The organism is Streptomyces spongiae (assembly GCF_009377185.1).
In the GTDB taxonomy this organism is placed as follows: Bacteria; Actinomycetota; Actinomycetes; order Streptomycetales; family Streptomycetaceae; genus Streptomyces; species Streptomyces spongiae.
Window position 1 is genome coordinate 1 of the sequence record NZ_VJZC01000140.1, and the last position, 19,498, is coordinate 19,498.

The window sequence follows — 19,498 nt, forward strand, 5'->3', positions numbered from 1 at the left end:
CGACCTGACCGCCCCCGACTTCGTTTCCCTGCGCGCCCGTCTGCTGACCTGGCTCGGCGTCACCCACTCCCCGGAAGGCACCCCCTCGTGACACGCAAGATCGCCGCCATCGCGCTGAGCCTCGCCGCCCTGCTGACGGCGACCGCCTGCGGCGCCGACTCCTCGGCGGACACCTCGGCCAAGGGTTCGCAGGTCACCCTCACCATCGGTGACCAGGCCAAGACCCTCCAGACCATCGTCGCCGCCTCCGGCGCGCTCAAGGGCGCGGACTACAAGGTGAAGTGGGCCGAGTTCGAGGGCGCGGCTCCGCTGTACCAGGCGGTGCAGGCGGGCGCCGCCGACACCGGCTACTCGGCGGACCTGCCGGCGCTGCAGGCCCTCAGTGGCGGGGTGCAGGTCAAGAATGTCGCCGCTCTGAAGAACGACGGCAGGCACGTCGGCCTCGTCGTCCGCAAGGGCTCCGGCATCGACAGCGTCAAGGACCTCAAGGGCCAGAAGGTCGTGGTGTCCTCCGCCAAGGGCAGCGTCTCGGAGTACCTGCTGGCCAACGTGCTCAAGCAGAACGGGCTCAGCTACAAGGACGTCAAGGTGCAGTACCTGTTGCCGACGGACGCGCAGGCCGCGTTCGCCTCCGGCAAGATCAAGGCCTGGGCGATCTTCGGCGTCTACCAGGCGGTCGCCCTGGAGCAGGGCGGCAAGCTCCTCGTCGACGGCGGGGACGGCCGGGTCAGCGGCATCGGCTTCATCAACGCCTCCGAGAAGGCCCTCGGCGACAAGGCCAAGAAGACCGCGCTCGCCGACTTCCTGAAGCGGCTCGGCACAGCCCTGAAGTGGAGCAGCACCCACAAGGACGCGTACGCCAAGGCCATCGAGCAGCGCAACGGCGCCGACGCCTCCGTGGCGAAGACGCTGGCCTCGGCGGCGTACAGCCAGGTCCTGCCCGTCACGCCCGAGGTGAACAGGACCGTCCAGGGCGTGGCCGACCTCATGAACGGCATCGGGGTCCTGGAGCCGAATGTCGACGTGGCGGAGTCGGCCGACACATCGCTGCTCAAGTAGTCGCGCTCTAGAAGGAGTTGCTCATGCCTGTCGAGTTCATCAGTGCCGTCCACACGGACGCCGGGGCCTCGGGTCCGGCGGCCGCGAGCCGGACCGGCTTCGACCCCGACCACCTGCGCCGGTACGCCCGCGCCCTGGACGACGGCGGCTTCGACCACACCCTGGTCGCCTACCACTCGGCCTCGCCCGACGCCTTCCAGGTGGCCCAGTTCGTCGCCACGCACACCGAGCGCGTCCGCCCGATCCTGGCGCACCGGCCGGGCGTCGTCTTCCCCACGCACGCCGCCCGCGCCCTCGCCACCCTCGACCGGATCAGCAACGGGCGGCTGACGCTGCACATCATCTCGGGCGGCAGCGACGAGGAGCAGCGCCGGGAGGGTGACTACCTGGGCAAGGCGGAGCGGTACGAGCGTTCGGACGAGTACATCCAGATCCTGCGGAAGGTGTGGCAGGCCGAGGGGCCCGTCTCGCACGAGGGCAGGTACTTCAGGTTCGAGGGCTACTACTCCGACGTGAAGCCCGTGAACGGGCTGATCCCCATCTCGGTGGGCGGCTCCTCGCAGGACGCCTACCGGGTCGGCGGTCAGCAGGGCGACATCTTCGGGCTGTGGGGCGAGCCGCTCAAGGAGACGGCCGAGCAGATCGCCACCGTGAACGCGGTCGCGGACGCCGCCGGGCGCCCACACCCCCGTATCTGGGTGTCGTTCCGCCCGATCATCGCGCCCACCGACGAGCTGGCCTGGGAGAAGGCGTACCGCACGCTGGGCGTGCTCAAGGACCAGGCGAGCAACACCGAGCTGCTGCGGCACTACCGCACCACCGGGCGCCCCGCCAACGTCGGCTCCCAGCGGCTGCTCGACATCGCCGAGCGCGGCGAGGTCCACGACCGCTGCCTGTGGACCGCACCGGCGGTCGCCACCAACGCCGCCGGCGCCTCGACCGCGCTCGTGGGCTCCCCGGAGACGGTCGCGAAGGCGCTCCTCGACTACGTCGACATCGGCTGCGACCTGCTGTCCATCCGTGGCTACGACCCGCTCAACGACGCCATCGACTACGCCCGTTTCGTCCTGCCGCTGGTCCGGCAGGAGCTCGCCCACCGCGCCACGACCCAAGCTGCCTGATGGAGATCCCGTGTTGTTCCGTAGCACCATCCGCGCGTCCGCCGCCCTCCTCCTGCTCCTGCCCTTCGCGGCGGCCTGCGGGAGCCAGGCGGAGGCCGAGTCGCCGTCGGACGTGTCGTCCGTGACTCTGAGGGTCGGCGCCACCGGCTGGAAGACCGAGGAGGCGGTCCTGAAGTTCGCCCACCTCGACGACACCCCCTACAACGTCAGGTGGAGCGTCTTCCAGGGCGGTGACCAGCAGCTCCAGGCCGTCCGCGCCGGCGCGCTCGACCTCGCCTCGTCCAGTGAGATCCCGCCGGTCTTCGCCGCGGCCGACGGCGAACCCAACTTCAAGGTCGTCGCCGTGCAGCGCGGCGCCACCCTCAACCAGGAGGTCGTCGCCCCCAAGGGCTCGAAGATCACCGACATCGCGGGGCTGAAGGGGAAGAAGGTCGGCTACGTGCAGAACACGACCGCCCACTACTTCCTGTACGAGCTGCTCAAGCGGGCCGGTCTGAAGTGGTCGGACATCGACGCGAAGCCGCTGCTGCCCAATGACGGGCTCGCGGCCCTGAACGGCGGCGGCATCGACGCCTTCGCCTCCTACGGCACGTCGATCATCACCGCCCACCAGCAGGGCGCCACCACCATCGGCTCGGGCAAGGACATCCTGTCCGGCAACTTCCTCTGGTCGGCGCGCGACAGCGTGCTCGGCAGCGCCGCGCAGAGGAAGGCGGCGGCCGATCTGATCGCCCGGATCACCAAGGCGTACGCGTACGTCAACGACGGGCGCCAGAGCGAGTTCGCTGAGGTCGTCGCCAAGGCCACGCACCAGCCGGTCGCGCAGGCCGAGAAGGACTTCCGCGACCAGCAGGCCCAGCGCCCGACCGCGGCCCGCGGGGTCGGTGACGACACGATCGCCTCGCAGCAGAAGGTGGCCGACGCCTTTGCCCAACTGGGGGCGCTTAAGCAGAAATTGAACGTGTCCTCCTTCTGGAGCCGCAAGCTGAACGCCGACCTGAAGAAGGCGCTGTGACCGCCGAGCTGATCGCCCGCCTCACCCGACTCGCCCCTGGATACGACCAGTCGGCCGCCTTTCCCGCCGAGTCCCTCCGGGCCGTCCACGAGGCGGGGCTGCTCACGGCCACCGTCGGGGAGCAGTATGGCGGCCGGGGCGTCCGCACGGCCGGCACCTCCCGGATCCTGCACACCCTCGGTCAGGGTGACCCGTCCGTCGCCCTCATCACGGCGATGACCCTCAACACCCACGCCCGCCAGGCCGCCGCGCCGCATTGGCCGGAAGAGCTGTACACCCGCGTGCTCAAGGAGTCCGAGGAGCGCCCGGTACTCGTCAACCATGCCCGGGTGGAGCCCGAGTTGGGCTCCCCCGCGCGCGGTGGCCTCCCCGCCACGCTGGCCCGGCGCACGGCCGACGGCTGGTCGGTCAGCGGGCGGAAACGCTTCGTGACTGGTGCGGAGGGACTCGACTGGTTCCTCGTGTGGGCCACCACCGACGAGCCGGAGCCACGCGTCGGCACCTTCCTCGTGCCCGGCGGCTCGCCCGGCATCCGCATCGCCGAGCACTGGGACCAGCTGGGGCTGCGGGCCAGCGGCAGCCACGACGTCGCCTTCGAGGACGTGGAGATCCCGTACGAGCACGTCATCGGGCTCGGGCCGTACGGTCCGGCCGCCGAGCAGGACAACCGGGCGGGCGCGGCGATCCATCTCCCGCTCGCCGCGCTCTACCTGGGCGTCGCGCGGGCCGCACAGTCCTTCTTCCACGCCTTCGCCCACGAACGCGTCCCCGCCAACCTCGGCCACGCCGTGGCCCGTACGGAACGCTTCCGGCGGACCGCCGGGGAGATCGAGGTGCTGCTCTCGGCGGCCGAGCAACTCGTCTTCGACGGTGCGGCCCACGTGGACGCGGGCGACGCGTCGTACCCGCCCGAGCTGGCCCTGGGCGCGCGCGTACTGGCCGACCGGCATGCCGTACGGGCCGTCGAGCTGGCCGTGCGGCTGCTCGGCAATCCGGGGCTGGCCCGCGGCAACCCGCTCGAACGGCACTTCCGTGACATCCAGTGCGCGCCCGTGCACGCGCCCCAGGAGGACATCTCCCTGCTCGCCATCGGAACGAAGGCCCTCGCCCTGTGACCACGACCGACCACCCCCAGGCCGCACCCACGACCACCACGAGCACGGCACACGCCCAGCTGCTGGGTCTCCTGGCCCGCGACCTGGCCCCCGACCGGCTGACCACCGACCCGGCCGTGGCCGCCGCGTACGCCACCGACCGCTCCGGCACCCGGCCCGGCGGCGGCCCCCTGGCCGTCGTCCACGCGCGGCGGACCGAGGACGTGACGATCGCGCTCCGCCATGCGCACGCGCTGGGCGTGGCGGTCGTGCCGCGCGGCGCGGGCACCGGACTGTCGGGCGGGGCGAGCGCGGGCGAGGACGCGCTGGTCCTGGACCTGTCCGGCATGGACCGCATCCTGGAACTGTCCCCGGAGGACCAGCTCGCCGTCGTCGAACCCGGTGTGATCACCGCCGAGCTGGACCGGGCGGCCGGTGAGCACGGTCTGCGGTACGCGCCCGACCCGGCGAGCGCGGCCCTGTCCACCATCGGCGGGAACATCGCGACCAACGCGGGCGGTCTGCGCTGTGCGAAGTACGGGGTGACGCGGGACAGCGTGCTGGGTCTGGAGGCGGTGCTCGCGGACGGCACGGTGGTGCGCACGGGCCGCCGCACCGTCAAGGGCGTCACGGGGTACGACCTCACGGCCCTGCTCACGGGCTCGGAAGGCACCCTCGCGGTCATCACCTCGGCGACGCTGCGACTGTTTCCGGAGCCGGTGGCGACGGCCACGATCGCCGCGTACTTCTCCTCCGTGGAGGCGGCCGCCGACGCCTCGTTCGCGATCAGCCGCGCGGGGGTCGTGCCCGCGCTCGCGGAGCTGGTCGACGGGCCCGTGCTGGAGGCCGTCGACCCGGCGCTGCGGGAGCGAGGGGCGGCGCTGCTGCTGGTGCAGTGCGACGGCGCGGGCGCGGTGGCCGAGGCGGAGGCGGTCGCGCGAGTCGTGGAGCCGCTCGCCACGTCCGTCGAGCAGACCGCCGACCCGGCCGAGGCCGAGGCGCTGCTCGCGGCCCGTCGCCTGGCCCTGCCGGCCCTGGAGCGACTGGGGCGCCCGCTGATCGAGGACATCGCGGTGCCGCGCTCCCGGCTCGCGGAGGCGGTGCGCGGGATCCGGGCCGTCTCCGCACGTCATGACGTGCCCGTGTTCACGATCGCGCACGCGGCGGACGGGAATCTGCACCCGATCATCGTGGTGGACCCGTCGCTCCCCCGGCTCCCGGACGCGGCCTGGGACGCGGCCGACGAGATCTTCGCGCTGGCCCTGCGGCTGGGCGGCACACTGACCGGCGAGCACGGCGTGGGTGTGCTCAAGCGTCAGTGGGTGGCGGACGAGCTGGGGCCCGCGGCGTACGCGCTGCAGCGGCGGCTGAAGGCGGCGTTCGATCCGCACGGGATCCTCAACCCGGGCAAGGCCCTCTGACGGGCCTCGCGTGTCCTGGCGGCGGGGCTCGCCCGGCCGCCAGGACACGCGGATCAGGTGGCTCAGCCCTGTGGCCTCGCCAGCAGGGTGCGGACGCCCTGGGAGTCGAGGGTCAGCCCGTGCGGCGAGCTGGCGTCTATGGTCAGGGACAGTTCCGTCTCAGGCCACTGCGAGGCGAGGGCCCCGAGGGGCACCAGCCGGTAGCGCGAGACGAACGGCAGCAGGTCGGCCATCTCCACCTCGGAGGTGAACACGGGTACGACCTGCTCTCCACCGGCCTGTTCCAGCACCGGAAGCGCCACCGCCGTCGGGTCGGAGGCGTCCTCCTCACTGGCGTCGTCCGGCACGGGGACCAGCACGTCCGACCCGGCCAGCGTGTCGTACGCACCCGGGTCCCCGGTGTGCAGGGCGATTGTGGTCAGCGCCTCCTGCGCCGGTGTCACGGCCTGGGGCGCGGTGTTGTCGTTCGAGGGTGTGTCCATGGCAGATTCCCGGGTAGTGGCGGACGGGCAGCCCAGGACACCGTCCGTCCCGGGCGCAACGTCCGTCGCGTACCCGGCCAGGCCACGGGCAATCCTGTGCGATGGCTCAGGGTTCGCTGTGGATCGGCAGGTCACGGGATCAGAGGGATGCAGGGCCCTGCCGTCCGACGGCAGGGTGAGAATCGACCAGTAGTGGTGACCCGTACCCACGCGCCCCCCGTGCGGCTGCGCCTAGCGTGGGCGCATGCCGATGCAACCCTGGTTCACCGACGCCAAGCTGGGCATCTTCATCCACTGGGGCATCTACGCCGTGGACGGGGTGCCGGAGTCCTGGTCCTTCTACTGGGGCGAGGTCCCGCACGAGCGGTACATGAAACAGCTCGACGGCTTCACGGCGTCCCGGTACGACCCGCGCGCCTGGGCGGAGCTTTTCGCCCGCGCCGGCGCCAGGTACGCGGTGCTCACGGCCCGGCACCACGACGGTGTCGCCCTGTGGGACACCGCGCACGGCGACCTGAGCGTCGTACGGCGCACTCCGGCCGGCCGCGACCTCATCGCCGGGTACGTGGACGCGCTGCGCGAGCAGGACCTCAAGGTGGGCCTGTACTACTCGCACTCCGACTGGAACCACCCGGACTACGCGAGCCTGAGGCACCCCGGGATCGACGAGTGGCCCGACACCTATCCGGGCGGCAACGACGCCAATCCCTACTCCCACGCCGAGCGCGGCAAGGAGGACCCGGAGGCCTGGGAGCGCTTCCTCGCGTACCGCGACGGCCAGGTCGGCGAACTCCTCCAGCGGTTCCGCCCCGACCTGCTGTGGTTCGACGGCGAGTGGGAGCGGACCGAGGAGCAGTGGCGAATCCGTGAGCTCGCCGAACTGATCCTCGCGGAGAACCCGCAGGCCGTCCTCAACGCCCGCATGCTCAGCCACGGCGACTACTCCACCCCCGAACAGGGCGTGCCGCTCCAGGCGCCGGACGGGCCCTGGGAGCTGTGCCTGACGATCAACGACTCGTGGGGCTTCCAGCACCAGGACCACCACTACAAGTCGGTGCGCCAGCTGGTGCGGTACTTCGCCGAGACGATCGGCATGGGCGGCAATCTGCTGCTGGACGTGGGGCCCAAGGAGGACGGCACGATCCCCGCCGAGCAGGTCGAGCGTCTGGAGGCACTCGGCGCGTGGATCGGGCGCCACTCCGAGGCCGTGTACGGGACGGTCGCCGGGCTGCCCGCCGGGCACCACTACGGGCCGAGCACGCTGTCCGCCGACCGGCGCACCCTGTACCTGGTCTGCTTCGACGTGCCGCGGGAGGCCGTGTCGGTGCGCGGGCTGCGCAACCGCGTCGAGCGGGTCACGGTCCTGGGCACGGGCACCGAGCTGGGCCACCAGGTCACCGGCGGGCTGGACGCGGTGCCGGGCGTGACCTGGATCGACGCGCCCGCGGAGGGCGACCTGGACGCGTACGCGACCGTGCTGGCCGTCGAGCTGGACGGGGAGCTGGACCTCTACCGGGGAACGGGGCGGGACTGACACTTTTTGTTATCGCCCGCTCCCTCTCCCGTCTCCCGTGTGCAGGCACCGTCCCCACGAGAGCCGAGGAACGACGCAGTGACTTATCGGATCAGCCGGCGGAACATGCTCAAGGCCGCGGGAGCGGCGACCGGCGCGGTCGGTATCGGTATCGGCACGGGCATGGCCGCCGCCCCGGCGACGGCGGCCGGCGCGACCTTCTCGCACCCCGGGATGCTCCACACCGCAGCCGACCTGAAGCGCATGGCCGCCAAGGTGAAGGCGGGGGCCGCCCCGTACACGGCGGGCTTCGCCAGGCTCACCGCCAACCGCCACGCGCAGAGCGGCTGGGCACCCAACCCGCAGGCCACCGTCTCCCGGGGCGCGGGCGGGCCGCAGAACTACGTGATCCTCTACAACGACATCCACGCGGCCTACCAGAACGCGCTGCGCTGGCACGTCACCGGCGAGAGCGCGCACGCGGACACCGCCGTGGCCATCCTCAACGCCTGGTCGGCGAAGCTGACCCAGCTGCAGGGCTCGGCCGACCGGTTCCTCGCGGCGGGCCTCTACGGCTACCAGTTCGCCAACGCCGCCGAACTCGTCCGCGACCACGACGACTTCGACCTGGCCCGCTTCCAGAAGATGATGCGAGACGTCTTCGCGCCGCTCAGCGAGGACTTCCTGAAGAACCACAACGGCGCCGTCATCACCAACTACTGGACCAACTGGGACCTGACGGCCATGGCCTGCGTCCTCGCCGTCGGCATCCTCTGCGACGACCAGGCCAAGGTCGACACCGCGGTCGAGTACTTCAAGCACGGTGAGGGCCTGGGCTCCCTCAAGAACGCCATCCCCGTCGTGCATTCCGACGGCCTCGCCGAGTGGCTGGAGGCCGGCCGCGACCAGGGGCACGCGCTGCTGGGCGTCGGCCTGATGGGCACCTTCTGCGAGATGGCCTGGAACCAGGGCATCGACCTCTACGGCTACGACGACAACCGCTTCCTCAAGGGCGCCCAGTACGTCGCCAAGTGGAGCTTGGGCGGGGACGTGCCGTACACGGCGAACACCCGCAGGAAGGGCGCGATCAACGGCTGGTCGGGCTCGGAGACCGCGAGCGACGCCGCCGGCGTGGACCCGAACATGATGCGCCCGGTCTGGGCCATGATCTCCAACCACTACACCAAGCGCCGGGGCCTTTCCGCGCCGTACCTCACACGGATCGCGGCCAAGGCGGCGCCGGAGGGCGGCGGAGGCGACTACGGCCCGAACAGTGGCGGGTACGACCAACTCGGCTTCGGCACACTGGCGTTCACCCGCGACAAGGCGACCGCGGCCGAGGCGTCGGCTTCCGCGTCCCCGTCCCCGTCGGCGTCGGCCGCCAAGTCCGGCCCCAGCGCCCAAGGCGGTAAGAGCGACGGCGACCTGGCCGCCACCGGTTCCTCGGACGTCCCCCTGTGGACGGCCGCCACCGGCGTCACCGCCGTCGCCGGCGGCCTCCTGTTGCTCCGCCGCCGTGGACAGGCACGCAGCGACGCGGAGTGACACCCGTGGGGCGCACCGCACCCGTCAGGACGCGGCCGCCGCTGCCGGGATCCCGAGGTCTCCCTCGACGTACTGCGCGCGGCCGAAACCGAAGGACCAGTCGGCGGGGCTGTTCTCCACGTACCCGATGAAGACGTCCTCGCCGGCCACACCGACCCGCTCCAGCGAAGCGGCGATCGTGGCGTAGAGCCGCTGCTTGACCTCGGTCGAGCGGCCGCTCTGCGTGAAGATCTGGATCACCACCCGGTCGTCGCTGCGCTCGAACCCCAGTCCGGCGTCGAGCGCGACGATCCGGCTCGCCTCGTGCTCGGTGACGATCTGGAAGCGGTCGCGCTCGGGGATGGCCAGCACCTCGACGACGGCCGTGTGGACGGCGTCGGCGACGGCTCGGATCCGGTCCTCGCTGCGGCCCTTGACGAGATCGATGCGGACCAGGGGCATGAAGGGACTCCTCACTCGTGTCGGGGAGCTCTCGGTCCTGAGGGAGCTCCGACGTGTTTCCAGCCTGCTGCCGGACCCCGTGATGCGTCAAAGACCTGGGTCTTCCTCCAGCGATAAGTTCCTCGAATACAGTGAGGTCATGGAGGTGAGGCCATGGAGGTTCGCACGCTGCGGTACTTCCTCGCGGTCGCCGAGGAGGAGTCGTTCACGCGGGCGGCGGCCCGCTGTCATGTCGCCCAGCCCGCCATCAGCCAGCAGATCCGCGCCCTGGAACGGGAGTTGGGCGAGGCGCTGTTCGAGCGGGACTCGCGCACCGTCCGGCTGACGGACGCCGGCCGGGCGCTGCTGCCGCACGCGCGGGCGGTGTCGGCGTCCGTGGCCGCCGCGAAGGCCGAGTTCGCCGCCCGGTCCGGCCTGCTCACCGGGACCCTTGAGCTGGGTGCCGCCGACGGGGTGGAGAGCAGCAGTCTCCCGGCGCTGCTCGGCACGTTCCACCGGCTGTATCCCGGTGTCGGTGTGCAGCTGGTGGAGGGGTCGAGCGCCGGTCTGATCCCGCAGGTGCGGCAGGGCTCCCTGGACGCGGTGTTCGTGGCGGTTCCGCCCGAGGGGCTCGGCCCGGGGTTCGAGCACCGGGTCCTCATCCGCGACGAGATCGTGGCGCTGGTCGCCGCCGGCCGGCCCCAGGCGCAGCTTGCGTCACTGTCGCTGGACGAGTTCGCCGCGTCGCCGTTGATCACCTACGGCCCGGACAGCGGCCTGTACACGCGGCTGCGCACGGCTTTCGAGGCGGCCCGGGTGCCGTTCCGGCCCGCCTACGCCACCAACCACGTGGCGCTGCAACTGGAGCTCGTCGCCGCCGGGGTCGGTATCGCCCTCGCGGCGGGCGCGGTCCGGGGCATCACCCGGGATCCGAGGGTCACCGTCGTGCCGGTGACGCCCCGGATCCCGTACGCCAAGGCGCTGATGTGGCGTGCGGGCCCTCATGCGTCGGCGCCGCTGCGGGCCCTGCTGGACCTGCCGCACCCCGACCAGGGCGCTTGACGCCTCAGGCGATCTCGACGAGGAGGTCGCCGCCCTCCACCTGCTGGATCTTGTTGATGGCGAGCCGCGAGACCCGGCCGGCCTTCGGGGCGGTGATCGCGGCCTCCATCTTCATCGCCTCGATGGTCGCCACCGTGCCACCGGCCGCGACCTCGTCGCCCTCGGCGACCGCGAGCGTCACCACCCCGGCGAACGGCGCCGCGACATGCCCGGAGTTGGCCCGGTCGGCCTTCTCGGTCACCGGGACGTCGGAGGCCGCCGCGGTGTCCCGTACCTGGATCGGCCGCAGCTGGCCGTTCAGGGTGGACATCACCGTGCGCATGCCGCGTTCGTCGGCCTCGCCGATGGCCTCGAAACCCAGGAGGAGCCGGACACCGGGCTCCAGGTCGACGGCGTACTCCTTGCCCGGTCGCAGTCCGTAGAAGAAGTCCTTGCTGTCGAGGACGCTGGTGTCGCCGTAGGTCTGGCGGTGGGTGTCGAACTCGCGTGTCGGGCCGGGGAACAGCAGCCGGTTGAGCGTCGCGCGCGGGTCCTTCTCCAGCCCGTCGCGGTCCTCGGCGGTCAGCTCCTGGGTGGGCTTGGGCTCGGCGCGGCCCTCGAGTGCCTTGCTGCGGAAGGGCTCCGGCCAGCCGCCGGGCGGGTTGCCCAGCTCTCCGCGCAGGAAGCCGATGACGGAGTCGGGGATGTCGTACGAGTTCGGCGCCGCCTCGAAGTCCTCCGGCTTCACGCCCGCGCCCACGAGGTGCAGGGCAAGATCGCCGACCACCTTCGACGACGGGGTGACCTTGACCAGGCGGCCGAGCATCCGGTCGGCGGCGGCGTACATGGCCTCGATGTCCTCGAAGCGGTCGCCGAGGCCGAGCGCGATGGCCTGGGTGCGCAGGTTGGAGAGCTGGCCGCCGGGGATCTCGTGGTGGTAGACGCGCCCGGTCGGCGAGGCGAGGCCCGCTTCGAAGGGGGCGTAGATCTTGCGGACGCTCTCCCAGTACGGCTCCAGGTCCCCGACGGCCTGGAGGTCGAGGCCGGTGGGCCGCTCGGAGTGGTCGGTCGCGGCGACGATCGCCGACAGCGACGGCTGCGAGGTGGTGCCCGCCATGGACGCCACCGCGCCGTCCACCGCGTCCGCGCCGGCCTGGGTCGCCGCCAGGTAGGTGGCGAGCTGGCCGCCCGCGGTGTCGTGGGTGTGGATGTGGACGGGGAGGTCGAACTCCCTGCGCAGCGCCGACACCAGCTTGGCGGCGGCCGGGGCGCGGAGCAGGCCCGCCATGTCCTTGACGGCCAGGACGTGAGCACCCGCCTCCACGATCTGCTCGGCGAGGCGGAGGTAGTAGTCCAGCGTGTACAGGCGCTCCGAGGGGTCGGACAGGTCGGAGGTGTAGCAGAGCGCGACCTCGGCGACGGCCGTCCCGGTCTCGCGTACGGCCTCGATGGCGGGCCGCATCTGGCCCACGTCGTTGAGTGCGTCGAAAATGCGGAAGATGTCGATACCGGTGGCCGCGGCCTCCTGCACGAAGGCGTCGGTCACCTCCGTGGGGTACGGGGTGTAGCCGACGGTGTTGCGGCCGCGCAGCAGCATCTGCAGGCAGATGTTCGGTACGGCTTCCCGGAGCTGGGCCAGGCGCTCCCACGGGTCCTCGGCGAGGAAGCGCAGCGCGACGTCGTACGTGGCGCCGCCCCAGCACTCCAGTGACAGCAGCTGCGGCAGGGTCCGCGCCACCACCGGGGCGACGGCGAGGAGGTCCTTGCTGCGGACCCGGGTGGCGAGCAGCGACTGGTGGGCATCACGGAACGTGGTGTCGGTGACGCCGATGGTCGGCGACGCGCGCAGCCAGCGGGCGAAGCCCTCCGGGCCGAGGTGGGTGAGCTGCTGCTTGGAGCCGGCGGGCGGCTCGGTGCCGTCGAGGCGCGGCAGTTTGGTGGTGGGGTCGATCAGGTCGGGGCGCTCGCCGTGCGGCCTGTTCACCGTGACGTCGGCCAGGAAGGTGAGCAGCTTGGTGCCGCGGTCGGCGGAGTGGCGGGCGGTGAGCAGGTGCGGGCGCTGCTCGATGAACGCCGTGGTGACCCGCCCGGCCTGGAAGTCCGGGTCGTCCAGCACCGCTTGCAGGAACGGGATGTTGGTGGCCACGCCCCGGATGCGGAACTCGGCTACGGCGCGCCTGGCCCGGTTGACCGCGGTCGTGAAGTTCCGGCCCCGGCAGCTCAGTTTGACCAGCATGGAGTCGAAGTGCGCGCTGATCTCCGTACCGGCGTGGGTGGTTCCGCCGTCGAGGCGGATGCCCGAGCCGCCGGGCGAGCGGTAGGCGCTGATCCGGCCGGTGTCCGGGCGGAAGCCGTTGGCCGGGTCCTCGGTGGTGATACGGCACTGGAGGGCGGCGCCACGCAGGTAGACCGTGTCCTGGGAGAGCCCGAGGTCCGCCAGCGTCTCGCCGGCGGCGATCCGCAGCTGCGACTGGACGAGGTCGACGTCGGTGACCTCCTCGGTCACCGTGTGCTCGACCTGGATGCGCGGGTTCATCTCGATGAAGACGTGGTTGCCGTCGCGGTCGAGCAGGAACTCCACCGTGCCCGCGTTGCGGTAGCCGATCTGCTCGGCGAACCGCACGGCGTCGGCGCAGATCCGCGTCCGCAGCTCCGGGTCGAGGTTCGGGGCGGGGGCGAGCTCGATCACCTTCTGGTGACGGCGCTGTACGGAGCAGTCCCGCTCGAAGAGATGGATGACGTTGCCCTGCCCGTCGGCGAGGATCTGCACCTCGATGTGCCGGGGCTCGACGACGGCCTTCTCCAGGAAGACGGTGGAGTCACCGAACGCGGACGCCGCCTCACGGGACGCCGCCTCGATGGACTCGCGCAGCTGGGCGGGGTCCTCGACCCGCCGCATGCCGCGCCCACCGCCGCCGGCGACCGCCTTGACGAACACCGGGAAGCCGATGTCGTCGGCGGCGCGGACCAGCTCGTCCACGTCGGTGGAGGGCGCCGAGGAGCCCAGTACCGGTACTCCCGCCTCGCGGGCGGCGGCCACCGCGCGGGCCTTGTTGCCCGTCAGCTCCAGGGTCTGCGCGCTCGGGCCGACGAACGTGATGCCGGCCTCCTCGCACGCGCGGGCCAGGTCGGGGTTCTCGGACAGGAACCCGTACCCCGGGTAGACGGCGTCGGCTCCGGCCAGGCGGGCCGCGCGGACGATCTCCTCGACCGAGAGGTACGCCCGCACGGGGTGCCCCTGCTCGCCGATCTCGTACGCCTCGTCGGCTTTCAGCCGGTGCAGCGAGTTGCGGTCCTCGTGCGGGAAGACGGCGACCGTCCTCGCGCCCAGCTCATAGCCGGCGCGGAACGCGCGAATCGCGATCTCTCCACGGTTGGCGACCAGCACCTTGCGGAACATGCCCGATCCCTTCAGCCTGCCGGTGACGACACCATCGTGTCGGCGACGCCCCCTGCCGCGCCACGCGAGGCCCGGCTCCTCACCCGCAGGTGAGACGCCCGGCCTGCCGTCCGGCCGCCACCCTAGGGGCGGAGCGGTGGCTTTCTGAAGAGCTGAGAGTCGTAGATCACGTCAGCCCCTCAGCTCACGAACATCAGGAGGACACCCCGGGCGGCATGTTGTACGGCGTGACGACCTGGATCGCCGAGGGCAGGGCCGGCCCTTCGTCGGGCAGGGCCCTGTGGGCGCGCATGACGGTCTGGCAGGCGCGGCGCATGTCCTGACGCAGGTCGTGGTGGAGGACGGCGCTGAGGCGGCCTTCGCTCAGGAGCCGGGTGTTGTCGTGGTCCAGGTCGTGGGCGACGAACACCGCGCACTCGCGTCCCAGGGAGTCGAAGGCGTCGAGGGTCGCGGCGTTGCCGCCGCCGGCGGAGTAGACGGCGACGATGTCCTCGTCCCGCTTGAGCGCCTCCAGGACGAGGTCGCGCTGGGTGGCGTCCAGGCCGTCGCTGTCGGTGACCTCCACCAGGGACCGGCGGGGGTGGGCGACGCGCATCGCGCTGCGGAAGCCCATCTCGCGCTCCTCCTCGTTCCGGAAGGAGCCCCGGCTGATGGTGGTGAGCACGTTGCCGGGCCGGTCGCCGAGCCACTGCCCCACCAGATAGGCGGCGGTGGCTCCGGCCGCGCGGTTGTCGATGCCGACGTACGCCATACGGGCGCTGCTGGGCAGGTCGGTGACCAGGGTGACGACGGGGATGCCGGCCGCGACCAGCCGGCCGACGGCCGCGCCGACCTCCGGCAGGTCAGGGGCCTTGAGGATCACTCCCTGCGACCCCCGCTTGGCGATCTTGTCCATGATGGTGATCAGCTCCGAGGCGGGGCCGGTCTCCCGGAAGTGGAAGCGCGAGCGCACGACCGCCGGGTGCAGGGACGGCAGTTCGGCCTCCAGCGCGTTCCGTACCGCCGTCGAGAACCGGTCCGGGGTCTGCATCACGATGTCGATCATGAAGGTGCGGCCGCCGATGCGGACCTGGGTCCGCTGGCGGTCCAGGTCCTTGATCGCCTGGTGGACCTCCATGATCGTGCTCTCCCGCACGCCTCCCCGGCTGTTGAGGACGCGGTCGACCGTGGCCTCGCTCAGCCCGGCCTGACGGGCGATCTCCCTGATCGGATACGGATGCCGCATGACTGTTCCCGAGTTCCCGAATCGCCGAGGCTGATGATGGACTTTTGATGGGCTTCTGCCGATTGAATGACGGGCGCCGGTTCATAAGACTTGCAGAAAAGCAGGCATGGCGAAAGGACCGGTGATGTCCCCCACTGACGCGGGATCACGGACGTGGCTGAGCGAGGCCGACTGCGATCTCGACACGTTCCGCTCACTGGTCGAGCAGGGCACCGACCCGCGGGCGTACCCCTCGGCCGAACGGATCGAGCGGAACGTCCCGGTGTACGACAGCGAGCGGCTCCGTGACCTCACGGCCACCCCGGAGGGCCGCCGGACCGTGCAGAGCGAGCTGGTCCGGGCCCTGCTGGACGGGCCCGGAGTCGTGGTCCTCAAGGCCGCCTACACGGACCCGGCCGTCGTGGACCGGGCGTCCGAGGCCTTCGACGCCGTGATCGAGGAGGAGCGCGCGTCGGGCACGGCACGCGGCGACCACTTCGCCAAGCCGGGCGCCAACGACCGTGTGTGGAACGCGCTGGACAAGGTGGCCGTCCGCGCTCCGGAGGTCTTCGCCGACTACTACTCCAACGACATGCTGGCGCTGGTCTCGGATGCCTGGCTGGGCCCCGCCTACCAGGTGACCTCGCAGGTCAACGTGGTCAACCCTGGCGGTGCCGCACAGACCGTCCACCGCGACTACCACCTGGGCTTCCTCTCCCAGGAGCAGGCTGCCGCGTACCCCGCCCACGTCCACCGCCTCTCCCCCGTGCTGACCCTGCAGGGCGCGGTGGCGCACTGCGACATGCCGGTCGAGTCCGGGCCCACGCTGTTCCTGCCGCACTCGCAGAAGCACGAGCCGGGCTACCTGGCGTTCCGGCTCCCGGAGTTCATCGCGTACTTCGACGAGCACCACGTCCAGCTCCCGCTGGCGAAGGGCGACGCGGTGTTCTTCAACCCGGCGCTCTTCCACGCCGCCGGGCACAACCGCTCGGTCGGCATCCGGCGTATGGCGAACCTGCTGCAGGTCTCGTCCGCGTTCGGGCGCGCGATGGAGTCCGTGGACCGCGAGGCCATGGCGAACGCCCTGTTCCCGGTGCTGCTGCGCCGCAGGGCCGAGGGCGCCCCGGAGGAGTGGCTGCGCCGCGTGGTCGCCGCCACCGCCGAGGGCTACCCCTTCCCCACCAACCTCGACCTCGACCCTCCGGTCGGCGGTCTCGCTCCGCCGTCCCAGGCGGACACCGTCTGGCGGGCCGTGACCGAGAGCTGGTCCCCGGACCGGCTGCGCCAGGAACTGCAAGCGGCCACCAAGCGCCGCCAGAGCTGAAGAGGAGAGCACGGACTCATGGGACTGCTGGAGGACAAGGTCGTCCTCGTCAACGGCGGCAGCCAGGGCGTCGGCGCGGGCATCGTACGGGCGGGCCTGCGCGAGGGCGCGACCGTCGTGTTCACGGGACGCCGGGTGGAGATCGGCGAGAAGCTCGCCGCGGACACGGGCGCCCACTTCGTGCCCGCTGACCTCTCGGACCCGGAGCAGGCGCGCGACAGCGTCGTGCGCACGGTGGCGGAGCACGGCCGTGTCGACTGCCTCGTCAACGCGGCCGGACTGACCTCGCGCGGCTCACTGCTGGACACCACGCCGGAGCTGTTCGACCAGCACGTGGCGATCAACCTGCGGGCGCCGTTCTTCGCCATGCAGGCGGCCGTCCAGCACCTGGTCGACCGCAGGGCGCCGGGCACGATCGTCAACATCATCACCTCCTCCGAACACGGCGGGCAGCCCTTCCTCGCCCCGTACGTCGCGGCCAAGGCGGGTCTCGCCGGGCTGACCCGCAACGCGGCCCACGCACACCGCTGGGACCGTATCCGTATCAACGGGCTCAACATCGGCTGGACGGACACCGAGGGCGAGGACGCGACCCAGCGCGCCTTCCACGGTGCCGGCGACGACTGGCGGGAGAAGGCCGCCCAGTCACAGCCCATGGGCAAGCTCGGTCAGGTCGACGAAATTGCCGATTTCGTCGTCTTCCTGCTGTCCGAGCGCAGCGGGGTGGTCACCGGATCGGTGATCGACTGGGACCAGATAGTCTTCGGCGGGCTCGACTGAACCGCCCCTTTTGGGTTGAAGGAGTAAGATCATGCGTTTGGGCATCATGGGGCTGGGCCGGATCGGCGCGTTCCACGCGGAAACCCTGGCGGGACTCGACGTGGTGGACTCTCTGGTGGTGACCGACCCGGTGGCCGCGGCCGCCGCGTCCGCCGCCGAGCGGTTCGGGGCGACGGCCGTCGACTCCCCCGAGGCAGTGTTCGCCGCCGGTGTCGACGGTGTCGTCATCGCCGCCGCGACCGACGCGCACCCCGAGCTGATCCTCGCCGCCGTGAAGGCGGGTGTCCCGGTCTTCTGCGAGAAGCCCGTGGCCAAGGGTGTCGAGGAGAGCCTGGAGGTGCTGCGCGCCGTCGAGGACGGCGGCGTCGAGGTGCACATCGGCTACAACCGGCGCTTCGACGCGGGCTGTGTCGCCGCGCGCAAGGCCGTGGTGAGCGGAGAGCTCGGCCTGCTGCACACCGTACGGTCCACCACCCTGGACCCCGCCCCTCCCCCGGCCGCCTACGTGGCCGTCTCCGGGGGCATCTTCCGCGACTGCAGCGTCCACGACTTCGACATCGTGCGCTGGGTGACGGGCCGCGAGGTGGTCGAGGTGTACGCGACCGGCGGCAACCGCGGCGCGGACTACATCGCGGCGGCCGGTGACGTGGACACCGCGTCCGCGCTGCTCACCTTCGACGACGGCACCATCGGCGTCATCTCCAACTCCCGGCACAACGCCCGCGGTTACGACGTGCGCCTGGAGCTGCACGGCATGAAGGACAGCATCGCGGTGGGCCTGGAGGACCGGCTGCCGCTGCGTTCCGTCGAGCCTGGGGTCACCTTCCCCGCGGGCACTCCGCACGACTTCTTCATGGACCGCTTCGCCGCCGCCTACCGCGCCGAACTGACCGCGTTCACCGAGGTCGTGGCGGGCAACCGCCCCTCTCCGTGCACGGTGGCGGACGCCATCGAGGCGAGCTGGATCGCCGAGGCGTGCACGCTGTCGCTGCACGAGCGCCGGCCCGTACGGCTGGAGGAGGTACGCAAGGCATGACGGGCGAGCCGCTGCGGATCGGTGTGCTGGGCGCGGCCCGGATCGCCGAGCTCTCGATCGTCGGCCCCGCCCGTGCGGGCGGCCACCGACTCGTCGCGGTGGCCGCCCGGGACCACGTCCGCGCCACCGCTTTCGCTCAGCAGCACGGTGTGGAGCGCGTCGTCGGGTCGTACGCCGAACTCGTCGCCGACCCCGAGGTCGAGGTCGTCTACAACCCACTCGCCAACGGCCTGCACGGACCGTGGAACCTGGCCGCCCTCGCCGCCGGCAAGCACGTGCTGACGGAGAAGCCGTCCGCGAGCAACGCGGAGGAGGCGGCCGAGGTCCACGAGGCCGTCACCAAGGCGGGCACCGTCTTCATGGAGGGCTTCCACTACCTGTTCCACCCGGTAACCCGGCGCCTCCACGAGCTGCTGGAGAGAGGGGAACTCGGCGAACTCCGGCACGTGGAAACCGTGATGGCCATGCCCGCGCCATCGGACAGTGACCCCCGCTGGTCGTTCCCGCTCGCGGGCGGCGCCCTGATGGACGTGGGTTGCTACGCGCTGCACGCCCAGCGGATGCTCGCCCCCTGGGCGGGCGGGGCGCCCCGGCTGGTCGCCGCGCGGGGCGGCGAGCATCCGGGCGCGCCCGGGGTCGACGAATGGCTGGACGCCGACCTGGAGTTCCCGAACGGTGCGACCGGCAACGCCCGCTGCCACATGGCGCACGACGAACTGCAGTTCAGCTGCCGGATCGTGGGCAGCCAGGGCGAGGCCACCGCGGTGAACTTCGTCCAGCCGCACGTGGACGACCGGGTGGTGGTGTGCACGGCCGCCGGGGAACGCACCGAGGAACTCGGCCGCCGTTCCTCGTACACCTACCAGCTCGACGCCTTCGCCGCCCATCTGCGCGCGGGCGCGCCCCTGGCCCTCGACGCCGGTGACGCGCTGACCACCATGCGCCTCATCGACGACTGCTACCGGGCGGCGGGCTTCCCGGTCCGGCCCCGGACGGATCCTCCGACCACGGTGTGAGCAGGAGGGGGTGGCGCCGACCGGCGC

Annotated in this window: 16 protein-coding genes; 12 read left to right on the forward strand and 4 right to left on the reverse strand. The window is 71.7% G+C overall.

The annotated features are described in order from the left end of the window. The first annotated feature begins 87 nt into the window (after positions 1–87). Genes FNH08_RS20425 through FNH08_RS20445 form a run of 5 tightly spaced genes read left to right on the forward strand, consistent with a single transcriptional unit; the run spans position 88 to position 5,710 of the window. On the forward strand, positions 88–1,059 hold the full coding sequence (locus FNH08_RS20425; RefSeq protein WP_322724947.1) for an ABC transporter substrate-binding protein: 972 nt from the start codon (positions 88–90) through the stop codon (positions 1,057–1,059). Between the two features lie 23 nt (positions 1,060–1,082). After that, a complete protein-coding gene (locus FNH08_RS20430) occupies positions 1,083–2,180 on the forward strand; it encodes an LLM class flavin-dependent oxidoreductase (RefSeq protein ID WP_152772931.1) in 1,098 nt (365 codons plus the stop codon). A gap of 10 nt (positions 2,181–2,190) precedes the next feature. Beyond that, positions 2,191–3,195: an ABC transporter substrate-binding protein gene (locus tag FNH08_RS20435; RefSeq protein WP_322724949.1), complete on the forward strand. Its 1,005-nt coding sequence runs from the start codon at positions 2,191–2,193 to the stop codon at positions 3,193–3,195. Beyond that, positions 3,192–4,310, forward strand: coding sequence for an acyl-CoA dehydrogenase family protein (locus tag FNH08_RS20440; RefSeq protein ID WP_322724950.1), 1,119 nt, complete (start codon positions 3,192–3,194; stop codon positions 4,308–4,310). The genes FNH08_RS20435 and FNH08_RS20440 overlap by 4 nt, the downstream gene beginning before the upstream one ends. Continuing rightward, positions 4,307–5,710: an FAD-binding oxidoreductase gene (locus FNH08_RS20445; RefSeq protein WP_322724952.1), complete on the forward strand. Its 1,404-nt coding sequence runs from the start codon at positions 4,307–4,309 to the stop codon at positions 5,708–5,710. The genes FNH08_RS20440 and FNH08_RS20445 overlap by 4 nt, the downstream gene beginning before the upstream one ends. Before the next feature lie 62 nt (positions 5,711–5,772). Here the strand turns inward: FNH08_RS20445 and FNH08_RS20450 are convergent, their stop codons facing one another. Further along, complete coding sequence (locus tag FNH08_RS20450; protein WP_152772932.1) at positions 5,773–6,192, reverse strand: SseB family protein; 420 nt, start codon at positions 6,190–6,192, stop codon at positions 5,773–5,775. A gap of 244 nt (positions 6,193–6,436) precedes the next feature. Between FNH08_RS20450 and FNH08_RS20455 the strand changes: the two genes are divergently transcribed. Further along, entirely contained in the window at positions 6,437–7,726 is a 1,290-nt protein-coding gene (locus tag FNH08_RS20455; protein WP_152772933.1) for an alpha-L-fucosidase, read from the forward strand. A 105-nt stretch (positions 7,727–7,831) separates the two neighbouring features. Beyond that, positions 7,832–9,250, forward strand: a complete 1,419-nt coding sequence (locus FNH08_RS20460) for an alginate lyase family protein (protein ID WP_152772946.1) — start codon at positions 7,832–7,834, stop codon at positions 9,248–9,250. A gap of 24 nt (positions 9,251–9,274) precedes the next feature. On the opposite strand, the gene FNH08_RS20465 is transcribed toward FNH08_RS20460, so the two are convergent. Beyond that, a complete protein-coding gene (locus FNH08_RS20465; RefSeq protein WP_152772934.1) occupies positions 9,275–9,691 on the reverse strand; it encodes a tautomerase family protein in 417 nt (138 codons plus the stop codon). Positions 9,692–9,844: 153 nt separating this feature from the next. On the opposite strand from FNH08_RS20465, the gene FNH08_RS20470 reads away from it, so the two are divergent. Further along, complete coding sequence (locus FNH08_RS20470; RefSeq protein WP_152772935.1) at positions 9,845–10,732, forward strand: LysR family transcriptional regulator; 888 nt, start codon at positions 9,845–9,847, stop codon at positions 10,730–10,732. A 4-nt stretch (positions 10,733–10,736) separates the two neighbouring features. Here FNH08_RS20470 and FNH08_RS20475 read toward each other — a convergent pair whose 3' ends face one another. Together FNH08_RS20475 and FNH08_RS20480 are read right to left on the reverse strand one after the other, a co-directional pair. Next, a complete protein-coding gene (locus FNH08_RS20475; RefSeq protein WP_152772936.1) occupies positions 10,737–14,111 on the reverse strand; it encodes a pyruvate carboxylase in 3,375 nt (1,124 codons plus the stop codon). 193 nt (positions 14,112–14,304) lie between these two features. Continuing rightward, the gene (locus tag FNH08_RS20480; protein WP_152772937.1) at positions 14,305–15,336 is read right to left on the reverse strand and encodes a LacI family DNA-binding transcriptional regulator; all 1,032 of its coding nucleotides are present in this window, start codon (positions 15,334–15,336) and stop codon (positions 14,305–14,307) included. Positions 15,337–15,460: 124 nt separating this feature from the next. Between FNH08_RS20480 and FNH08_RS20485 the strand changes: the two genes are divergently transcribed. Genes FNH08_RS20485 through FNH08_RS20500 form a run of 4 tightly spaced genes read left to right on the forward strand, consistent with a single transcriptional unit; the run spans position 15,461 to position 19,471 of the window. Further along, positions 15,461–16,639 (forward strand): phytanoyl-CoA dioxygenase family protein, encoded by a 1,179-nt coding sequence (locus FNH08_RS20485; RefSeq protein WP_152772938.1) that lies wholly within the window; start codon positions 15,461–15,463, stop codon positions 16,637–16,639. Between the two features lie 18 nt (positions 16,640–16,657). Further along, positions 16,658–17,419, forward strand: coding sequence for an SDR family oxidoreductase (locus FNH08_RS20490; protein WP_152772939.1), 762 nt, complete (start codon positions 16,658–16,660; stop codon positions 17,417–17,419). A 31-nt stretch (positions 17,420–17,450) separates the two neighbouring features. Then, positions 17,451–18,455 (forward strand): Gfo/Idh/MocA family protein, encoded by a 1,005-nt coding sequence (locus FNH08_RS20495; RefSeq protein WP_152772940.1) that lies wholly within the window; start codon positions 17,451–17,453, stop codon positions 18,453–18,455. After that, the gene (locus tag FNH08_RS20500) at positions 18,452–19,471 is read left to right on the forward strand and encodes a Gfo/Idh/MocA family protein (RefSeq protein ID WP_152772941.1); all 1,020 of its coding nucleotides are present in this window, start codon (positions 18,452–18,454) and stop codon (positions 19,469–19,471) included. The genes FNH08_RS20495 and FNH08_RS20500 overlap by 4 nt, the downstream gene beginning before the upstream one ends. Positions 19,472–19,498 lie beyond the last annotated feature (27 nt).

Bases quoted from the DNA above. Each gene is read 5' to 3' on its own strand.
- FNH08_RS20430 (WP_152772931.1), top strand. From the start codon at position 1,083: ATGCCTGTCGAGTTCATCAGTGCCGTCCACACGGACGCCGGGGCCTCG.
- FNH08_RS20450 (WP_152772932.1), bottom strand. From the start codon at position 6,192: ATGGACACACCCTCGAACGACAACACCGCGCCCCAGGCCGTGACACCG.
- FNH08_RS20455 (WP_152772933.1), top strand. From the start codon at position 6,437: ATGCCGATGCAACCCTGGTTCACCGACGCCAAGCTGGGCATCTTCATC.
- FNH08_RS20460 (WP_152772946.1), top strand. From the start codon at position 7,832: ATGCTCAAGGCCGCGGGAGCGGCGACCGGCGCGGTCGGTATCGGTATC.
- FNH08_RS20465 (WP_152772934.1), bottom strand. From the start codon at position 9,691: ATGCCCCTGGTCCGCATCGATCTCGTCAAGGGCCGCAGCGAGGACCGG.
- FNH08_RS20470 (WP_152772935.1), top strand. From the start codon at position 9,845: ATGGAGGTTCGCACGCTGCGGTACTTCCTCGCGGTCGCCGAGGAGGAG.
- FNH08_RS20475 (WP_152772936.1), bottom strand. From the start codon at position 14,111: ATGTTCCGCAAGGTGCTGGTCGCCAACCGTGGAGAGATCGCGATTCGC.
- FNH08_RS20480 (WP_152772937.1), bottom strand. From the start codon at position 15,336: ATGCGGCATCCGTATCCGATCAGGGAGATCGCCCGTCAGGCCGGGCTG.
- FNH08_RS20485 (WP_152772938.1), top strand. From the start codon at position 15,461: ATGTCCCCCACTGACGCGGGATCACGGACGTGGCTGAGCGAGGCCGAC.
- FNH08_RS20490 (WP_152772939.1), top strand. From the start codon at position 16,658: ATGGGACTGCTGGAGGACAAGGTCGTCCTCGTCAACGGCGGCAGCCAG.
- FNH08_RS20495 (WP_152772940.1), top strand. From the start codon at position 17,451: ATGCGTTTGGGCATCATGGGGCTGGGCCGGATCGGCGCGTTCCACGCG.
- FNH08_RS20500 (WP_152772941.1), top strand. From the start codon at position 18,452: ATGACGGGCGAGCCGCTGCGGATCGGTGTGCTGGGCGCGGCCCGGATC.